Genomic DNA, 7,845 nt, shown 5'->3' with positions numbered 1-7,845 from the left:
CCCCCCCCCCCCCCCCCCCCCCCCCCCCCCCCCCCCCCCCCCCCCCCCCCCCCCCCCCCCCCCCCCCCCCCGCCCCGTAGAAGAATTCCGCATCCGGGCCCCGGTCACACTCCGGAGGTGACCTCGGACTTGTCGTGCGAGCCGGCTTCGCCCTCTTCCGCCGCCAGACGACGGTTGCGCACCACCGAGGACCAGAACGAACCGGCGATCAGCGCGACGCCGATGAGACCGGTGATGACCTCGTGGATGTGCCACTTGATGGTGATCAGCAGCAGCGCGGCCAGCGCACCGATCGCGTAGTGGGCGCCGTGCTCCAGGTACACGTAGTCGTCCAGGGTGCCCTGGCGGACCAGGTAGACCGTGAGCGACCTGACGTACATGGCGCCGATGCCGAGGCCGAGCGCCATCCAGAAGATGTGGTTGGTGACGGCGAACGCACCGATCACACCGTCGAAGGAGAACGAGGCGTCCAGCACTTCGAGGTAGAGGAACATGAAGAACGCGGCCTTGCCTGCCAGGCCGATCATGGTGGGCTCCTTGCCCGCCTTCCTGGCCTCTTCCTCCGCCTCGTGCTCGCGCTCCTCGTCCTCTTCGAGCTTGTCCTCGAAGTGGCCGGAGAGACCACCGACGATCAGGTACGTGATCAGGCCGGCGATGCCGGCGAGCATCACCGTCGCCGCCTTGTCCACGTGCCCGCCCCCGTGTTGGGCAGCGGATTCCGCCCAGGTGGTCGCGGCGATCAGCAGCACGATCAGGGCGGTGCAGACCGAGAGCCCGTCGATCTTGCCGAGCCGCGCGAGCGGACGCTCAAGCCAGCCGATCCACTGGTGCTCACGCTCGTCGAACAAGAAGTCCAGGAAGATCATGAGCAAGAACATGCCACCGAAGGCCGCGATGGCCGGGTGCGCGTCCGTGACGAGCTGCTCGTACTTGTCGGGGTTGTCCATCGCCAGCTTGACGGCCTCGATCGGCCCCATCTGAGCGGTGACCGCGACGATGACGACGGGAAAGACCAGCCGCATGCCGAACACGGCGATGATGATGCCGACGCTGAGGAAGATCTTCTGCCAGAAGGCGTTCATCTTCTTCAGCACGCCGGCGTTGACCACCGCGTTGTCGAAGGAGAGCGAGATCTCCAGGATGGAGAGGATCGCGACGACCGCGAACGCCTCCCACCCCCAGAAGATCGCAGCACAGGCGAGTCCCGCGGCGGTGACGCCGAAAGACCAGCCGAAGGTTCTCAGGAGCACTGGCCACCCAATCGTGTGTGAGGGGTCCCCCGCGCGCTAGTGCGCGGTTTTACGAAACGTTGACCCCGAAGTCTAGAGCGATGCCACGCAGACCGGACGCGTACCCCTGGCCGACGGCACGGAACTTCCACTCGCCTCCGTACCGGTAGACCTCACCGAAGATCATCGCCGTCTCGCTCGATGCGTCCTCGCTCAGGTCGTAGCGGGCCAGTTCGCTGCCGTCCGCCTGGTTCACCACGCGGATGAACGCATTGCTGACCTGCCCGAAGCTCTGGCCCCTGGCGTCGGCGTCATGGATGGAGACCGGGAAGATGATCTTGTCGACCTCGGTCGGAACCTTGGCCAGGTCCACGATCAGCGACTCGTCGTCGCCGTCGCCCTCACCGGTCAGGTTGTCCCCGGTGTGTTCCACGGAGCCCTCGGGGCTCTTCAGGTTGTTGTAGAAGACGAAGTACTCGTCACCGAGGACCCGACCCGACCGGCACAGCAGCGCGCTGGCGTCGAGGTCGAACGGGGCGCCCGTGGTCGAGCGCGCGTCCCAACCGAGCCCCACCAGCACCTGGGTGAGATTCGGCGCGGCCTTCGAGAGGGAGACGTTGCCTCCCTTGGCAAGCGTTACGCCCATGTTCCTGTGTCCTCCCCAAAGTCACGGCGCCCGTACGGTTCGCGCGACATCACCGCACTACTCGTACTGCACGCCCGCTGGTCTTGCCAGTACTGCGCGTACTGCTCGTATTTCTCGTTGTGCTCTTGCGTTCTTGCCGCTGGCGTTCCTGCCGCCGGTGGGTGGTGAGCCCTGCCAGTGGGCTGGTGGGCCCCGCCGGTGGGCCGGTGGGCCGGGGCCCGCGGCGGCCGGTCGGTCCGGGCGGCTGGCCTTTCGCCTCGACCCTGCCAGCCCCGGCGGTCCTGTCGGTCCTGTCGGTCACAGCACTCCCGGCGATCTCGTCGGTCCAGCCCGGTCCCGTCACTCCGGTCACGCCGTACACCGGTGCCTCCGTACGCCGGTGCCACGGTTCGGCCGGTCACGCCGTACGCCCGTGCCGCCGTACGCCCGTGGGCCCGCAGCCTCATCCCGCCGGCCCGCCCCGGCACCCCGGGCGCGAGCGGGGGAAACCTGCCCCCGCCGCACCGGAGCCGGGCGGGCAGCCCGCCGGCGCGGGCCCGCGAACCCGAGGCCGGCCGGGACGGTACGCCCCGGTCGGCGCGGTGCGACCGGCCGTGCGCCGGGGCCACCAGCCGTAGCAGCCGGCTCACAGCGCGTACGATCCCCGCCGCGCGGCCGGAAGCGCCCGCGCCGGGCCGCCGCAGAGGCACGTCCGGCGCCGCACTCCCGGGATGAATCGGGCCCCCGCCGGAAGGCCGGGGTGTGCGGCGCCGAAGGTTGCGCGGTGCGGCGGTCAGACGTTGACGCCGAAGTCCTGCGCGATGCCGCGCAGGCCCGAGGCGTACCCCTGGCCGATGGCGCGGAACTTCCACTCGGCACCGTTGCGGTACAGCTCGCCGAAGACCATGGCGGTCTCGGTGGAGGCGTCCTCGCTCAGGTCGTAGCGGGCCAGCTCGACGTTGTCGGCCTGGTTGACGACGCGGATGAACGCGTTGCGCACCTGGCCGAAGCTCTGCTGGCGGGTCTCGGCGTCGTAGATCGAGACCGGGAAAACAATCTTGGCGACATCGGCCGGCACGCCGGCGAGGTTCACCTTGATCTGCTCGTCGTCGCCCTCGCCCTCACCGGTGATGTTGTCACCGGTGTGCTCCACGGAGCCGTCGGGGCTCTTCAAGTTGTTGAAGAAGACGAAGTTCGAGTCGTTGGCGACCTTGCCCTCGGCGTTGGTCAGCAGCGCGCTGGCGTCGAGGTCGAAGTCAGTGCCCGTGGTCGTACGGGCGTCCCAGCCGAGACCGACGATGACGGCGGTCAGGTTAGGGGCTTCCTTGGTCAGCGAGACGTTGCCGCCCTTGCTGAGGCTGACTCCCACGAGTCCTCCCAGGTGAGTTTCGTCAGGAGCACAGCGTGCCCCCGTCATACGGTTGCCATCGGATCAACGGTTTGATCCTAGTGAGCGGTTCCCGCCCAGCGGTACGACCCTGCACCGCCGGGTGCGGGTGTCGCGCCCGATCCCCCGGACCGCTCGACCGCGGGGGCGCGTGGACCGCGCTGAAGCGCGGCGGGCTAGAGCGCCGCGAGCGCCCCCGCGTAGTCGCCCAGGTCGCGGGCGTCCGGCAGGCCGTTGACGACCGTCCAGCGCACCACGCCCGACTTGTCGATCACGAAGGTGCCGCGCACCGCGCAGCCCTTCTCCTCGTCGAAGACGCCGTAGGCCCGGGAGACCTCCCCGTGCGGCCAGAAGTCGGAGAGCAGCGGGAACGTGAAGTCCTCCTGCTCCGCGAAGACCCGCAGACTGAACGGCGAGTCGTTGGAGACCGCGAGGAGCTGCACGTCGTCGTTGACGAACGTCGGCAGCGCGTCACGCAGCGCCCCCAGCTCGCCCGTGCAGACACCGGTGAAAGCGAACGGGTAGAAGAGCAGCACGACATTCTTCTCTCCGCGGAATTCGGCGAGCGTGATCTGCTCCCCGTGCTGGTTGCGCAAGGTGAATTCCGGGGCCTGCGTGCCGACCTCGACCGTCATCGGGCGGTGTCCCTTCGAAGAATCTCAACGGTTTCTCGACGGATCCACGGATCTCGGTAGGACCTGGGTGGATCTCGGGAGACCTCGGTGGATGGTGCCCACCCTACGCGCAGAGCCCCCGTCCGGCCGTCGCCGGATGGGGGCTCTCACCTGGCCCGGGGCCGATGCGGTCAGCGGCCTCAGCGCTTGCCGGAGCGAGCGGCCTTCGGGGTGACCAGGCGGCTACCGCTCCAGTCCTTCCCGGCGCTGATGCTCTTGGTCTGGGACAGACCTGCGGTCGTCGCCGACTCACCGATGTCGCTGGGCTCCACGTACCCGTCGCGCCCCGTCTTGGGGGTCATCAGCCAGACCGAGCCGCCGTCGTCGATCATGGTGGTGGCGTCCACGAGCGCGTCGGTCAGGTCGCCGTCGTCCTCTCGGAACCACAGCACCACGGCATCGGCCACGTCGCCGTAATCCTCATCGACGAGCTCGGTGCCGGTGAGCTCCTCGATGCCCTCACGCAGCTCCTGATCGACATCGTCGTCGTAGCCGATCTCCTGGACCACCTGCCCGGGCTCGAAACCCAGCCTGGCGGCCGGATTGGTCCGCTCCTCCGCGTGGTCCGCGGTCGCGCTCACGGATTGCCTCCTGTCATCCTGCGAGAAATTGTCTTGATCGCCTCGCGCGTACGCGGGGCATTGGGCGTAGTCCACACGTGCCGGGCGGTTAGCGCAAGTACCCGGCTCCCGATCCCGCCCAAACGTTGACGACTCGCCGCAACTCACATCCCCACGCGAGCGCCATAAGTGATTCGAGACACAGGGTTTTGCCCGCCTTGTGAAGTTCTTTTCCACCGCTACGACATTCGGGATCGAACGCCCGTACACCAGGGACTTCCATGGTGGGCGTATGGTTGCGATTTGGCCGTCGCCAGCCCACGGGTCCTCGCAGCGCCCGTCTCACCCAGTGGTGGTTACCCCTGAGTAGAGATGACGTATCTGCTCACCGCGGTACACGATGGATGACGGCGCGATTGCAGGACAGCAGGACAGTTTGCAGACCGCGTGCGCAGCAGCACTCACGTGCCGAGCACGACACGACAGAACAGCGAAGGAACAGCGTGGCTTCCGGATCAGATCGCAACCCGATCATCATTGGCGGCCTTCCCAGCCAGGTCCCGGACTTCGATCCCGAAGAGACCCAGGAATGGCTCGACTCGCTCGACGCAGCCGTCGATGAGCGAGGCCGGGAACGCGCCCGCTACCTGATGCTCCGCCTGATCGAGCGCGCCCGCGAAAAGCGGGTTGCCGTGCCCGAGATGCGCAGCACGGACTACGTCAACACCATCGCGACCAAGGACGAGCCGTTCTTCCCCGGCAACGAGGAGATCGAGCGCAAGGTCCTGAACGCGACCCGGTGGAACGCGGCCGTCATGGTCTCGCGCGCCCAACGCCCGGGCATCGGCGTCGGCGGCCACATCGCCACCTTCGCCTCCTCCGCTTCCCTGTACGACGTGGGCTTCAACCACTTCTTCCGGGGCAAGGACGCGGGCGACGGCGGCGACCAGATCTTCTTCCAGGGCCACGCGTCGCCGGGCATCTACGCCCGTGCCTTCCTGCTCGACCGCCTCAACGAGCACCACCTCGACGCCTTCCGGCAGGAGAAGTCCAAGGCCCCCTACGGCCTCTCCAGCTATCCGCACCCGCGGCTGATGCCGGACTTCTGGGAGTTCCCGACCGTCTCCATGGGCCTCGGCCCGCTCGGCGCGATCTACCAGGCCCGGATGAACCGCTACATGGCGGCCCGCGACATCGCCGACACCACGAACTCGCACGTCTGGGCGTACCTCGGCGACGGCGAGATGGACGAGCCCGAGTCGCTCGGTCAGCTCTCCATCGCCGCGCGTGAGGGCCTGGACAACCTGACCTTCGTCGTCAACTGCAACCTCCAGCGGCTCGACGGCCCGGTGCGCGGCAACGGCAAGGTCATGCAGGAGCTTGAGTCGCAGTTCCGCGGCGCCGGCTGGAACGTGATCAAGCTGGTGTGGGACCGGAGCTGGGACCCGCTGCTCGCGCAGGACCGGGACGGCGTGCTGGTCAACAAGCTCAACACGACCCCCGACGGTCAGTTCCAGACGTACGCCACGGAGACCGGCTCCTACATCCGCCAGCACTTCTTCGGCGAGGACCAGCGGCTGCGCGCCATGGTCGAGAACATGTCCGACGACCAGATCCTGCACCTGGGTCGCGGCGGGCACGACCACCGGAAGATCTACGCGGCGTACGCGGCGGCCAAGGCGCACAAGGGCCAGCCGACCGTGATCCTCGCGCAGACCGTCAAGGGCTGGACGCTCGGGCCGAACTTCGAGGGCCGCAACGCGACCCACCAGATGAAGAAGCTCACGGTCGAGGACCTCAAGCGGTTCCGGGACCGGCTGCACCTGCCGATCGCGGACAAGGAGCTGGAGTCGGGGCTGCCCCCGTACTACCACCCGGGTCGCGACTCCGAAGAGATCCAGTACATGCACGACCGGCGCAAGTCGCTCGGTGGTTACGTGCCCACCCGTGTGGTGCGCGCCAAGCCGCTGCCGCAGCCGGACGAGAAGGTCTACGCGGCGGCCAAGAAGGGCTCCGGCCAGCAGTCGATCGCCACCACGATGGCCTTCGTGCGGGTGCTCAAGGACCTCATGCGGGACAAGGAGATCGGCAAGCGCTTCGTGCTGATCGCCCCCGACGAGTACCGCACCTTCGGCATGGACGCCTTCTTCCCGTCGGCCAAGATCTACAACCCGCTGGGCCAGCAGTACGAGTCGGTCGACCGTGACCTGCTGCTCGCGTACAAGGAGTCCCCCACCGGTCAGATGCTGCACGACGGCATCTCCGAGGCGGGCTGTACGGCGTCGCTGATCGCGGCCGGTTCCGCGTACGCCACGCACGGCGAGCCGCTGATCCCGGTCTACGTCTTCTACTCGATGTTCGGTTTCCAGCGCACCGGTGACCAGTTCTGGCAGATGGCCGACCAGCTCTCGCGCGGCTTCGTGCTCGGCGCGACCGCCGGTCGTACGACGCTGACCGGTGAGGGTCTCCAGCACGCCGACGGCCACTCGCAGCTCCTGGCGTCGACCAACCCCGGGTGCGTGGCCTACGACCCCGCGTTCGGGTACGAGATCGCGCACATCATGCAGGACGGTCTGCGCCGGATGTACGGCGAGACGGCGGACGGCCAGCCGGGTGAGGACGTCTTCTACTACCTCACCGTCTACAACGAGCCGATCCAGCACCCGGCGGAGCCCGCCGACGTGGACGTCGAGGGCATCCTCAAGGGCGTCTACCGCTTCAAGAAGGGCGAGCAGGGTGCCATCCCGGCGCAGATCCTCGCCTCCGGCGTGGCGGTGCCGTGGGCGCTGGAAGCGCAGCAGATCCTGGCCGACGAGTGGAACGTCAAGGCGGACGTCTGGTCGGCGACCTCCTGGAACGAGCTGCGCCGGGACGCCGTGGAGGTGGAGGAGCACAACCTGCTCCACCCCGAGGAGGAGCAGCGCGTGCCGTACGTGACGCGCAAGCTCGCCGGCGCCGAGGGCCCGTTCGTGGCCGTCTCCGACTGGATGCGTGCGGTGCCGGACCAGATCGCCCGCTGGGTGCCCGGTCGGTACCAGTCGCTGGGTGCGGACGGGTTCGGCTTCGCCGACACCCGTGGGGCGGCGCGCCGCTTCTTCAACATCGACGCCCAGTCGATCGTGCTCGGCGTGCTCACCGAGCTCGCCCAGGAGGGCAAGGTCGACCGGTCGGCCCTCAAGCAGGCCATCGACCGCTACCAGCTCCTGGACGCCACCGCGGCCGACCCGGGTGCGGCCGGCGGCGACGCGTAACGAAGGCGCCGGATCGACGGTGCTCGCCGGGGGGGGGGGGGGGGGGGGGGGCGCCGCGCCGCGCCCGGGGGGGGGGGGGGGGGGGGGGGGGGGGGGGGGGGGGGGGGGGGGGGGGGGGG

Annotated in this window: 6 protein-coding genes; 1 reads left to right on the top strand and 5 read right to left on the bottom strand. The window is 68.7% G+C overall.

What is annotated here, in order from left to right; translation table 11 throughout:
• Window positions 1-104: 104 nt before the first annotated feature.
• The 5 genes from AAHZ94_RS24130 to AAHZ94_RS24110 form a co-directional block, all read right to left on the bottom strand.
• A complete protein-coding gene (locus tag AAHZ94_RS24130; RefSeq protein WP_349995160.1) occupies window positions 105-1,250 on the bottom strand; it encodes a DUF475 domain-containing protein in 1,146 nt (381 codons plus the stop codon).
• A 49-nt stretch (window positions 1,251-1,299) separates the two neighbouring features.
• Complete coding sequence (locus AAHZ94_RS24125; RefSeq protein WP_187064057.1) at window positions 1,300-1,875, bottom strand: TerD family protein; 576 nt, start codon at window positions 1,873-1,875, stop codon at window positions 1,300-1,302.
• A gap of 772 nt (window positions 1,876-2,647) precedes the next feature.
• Complete coding sequence (locus AAHZ94_RS24120; RefSeq protein ID WP_349995158.1) at window positions 2,648-3,223, bottom strand: TerD family protein; 576 nt, start codon at window positions 3,221-3,223, stop codon at window positions 2,648-2,650.
• 194 nt (window positions 3,224-3,417) lie between these two features.
• Window positions 3,418-3,876, bottom strand: coding sequence for a peroxiredoxin (locus AAHZ94_RS24115; protein ID WP_349995157.1), 459 nt, complete (start codon window positions 3,874-3,876; stop codon window positions 3,418-3,420).
• A gap of 179 nt (window positions 3,877-4,055) precedes the next feature.
• On the bottom strand, window positions 4,056-4,496 hold the full coding sequence (locus AAHZ94_RS24110; RefSeq protein ID WP_349995155.1) for a DUF3052 domain-containing protein: 441 nt from the start codon (window positions 4,494-4,496) through the stop codon (window positions 4,056-4,058).
• Window positions 4,497-4,978: 482 nt separating this feature from the next.
• Between AAHZ94_RS24110 and aceE the strand changes: the two genes are divergently transcribed.
• Complete coding sequence (aceE, locus tag AAHZ94_RS24105) at window positions 4,979-7,726, top strand: pyruvate dehydrogenase (acetyl-transferring), homodimeric type (protein ID WP_349995153.1); 2,748 nt, start codon at window positions 4,979-4,981, stop codon at window positions 7,724-7,726.
• Window positions 7,727-7,845: the final 119 nt, after the last annotated feature.

This window comes from Streptomyces sp. HSW2009 (assembly GCF_040240285.1).
GTDB lineage: Bacteria > Actinomycetota > Actinomycetes > Streptomycetales > Streptomycetaceae > Streptomyces.
Note: the sequence above shows the minus strand (reverse complement) of the source record. Positions and strands in the feature narration are given on the sequence as shown.